1 protein-coding gene is annotated in these 371 nt (G+C 50.1%); it reads left to right on the forward strand.

All coding sequences use genetic code 11. The features are described 5' to 3' along the window. A partial coding sequence (locus ACTHSP_RS22720) for a citrate/2-methylcitrate synthase (protein WP_440347094.1) occupies positions 1–371 on the forward strand: 371 nt, incomplete at both ends.

Consider the following 371-nt stretch of genomic DNA (forward strand, 5'->3'; position numbering starts at 1 on the left):
TGTATCGCTGCCGGTATCGCCTGTCTGTGGGGTGCTTCACACGGCGGTGCAAACGAAGCTGTGTTGAAGATGCTGGACGAAATCGGCGATGTGTCTAATGTTGCCGAATACATGGAAGGTGTGAAACAACGCAAATACCGTCTGATGGGCTTCGGTCACCGCGTATACCGCAATATGGACCCTCGCGCCAGCATCATGCGCGAAACCTGCTATGAAGTCTTGAAAGAATTGGGCTTGGAAGACAGTCCTAAATTCAAGCTGGCGATGGAATTGGAACAAATTGCACTGAAAGACCCATTCTTTGTTGAACGCAAGCTGTATCCAAACGTCGATTTCTACTCCGGTATCGTCTTGTCCGCATTGGGCATTCC

Source organism: Neisseria sp. P0001.S005 (assembly GCF_051963715.1).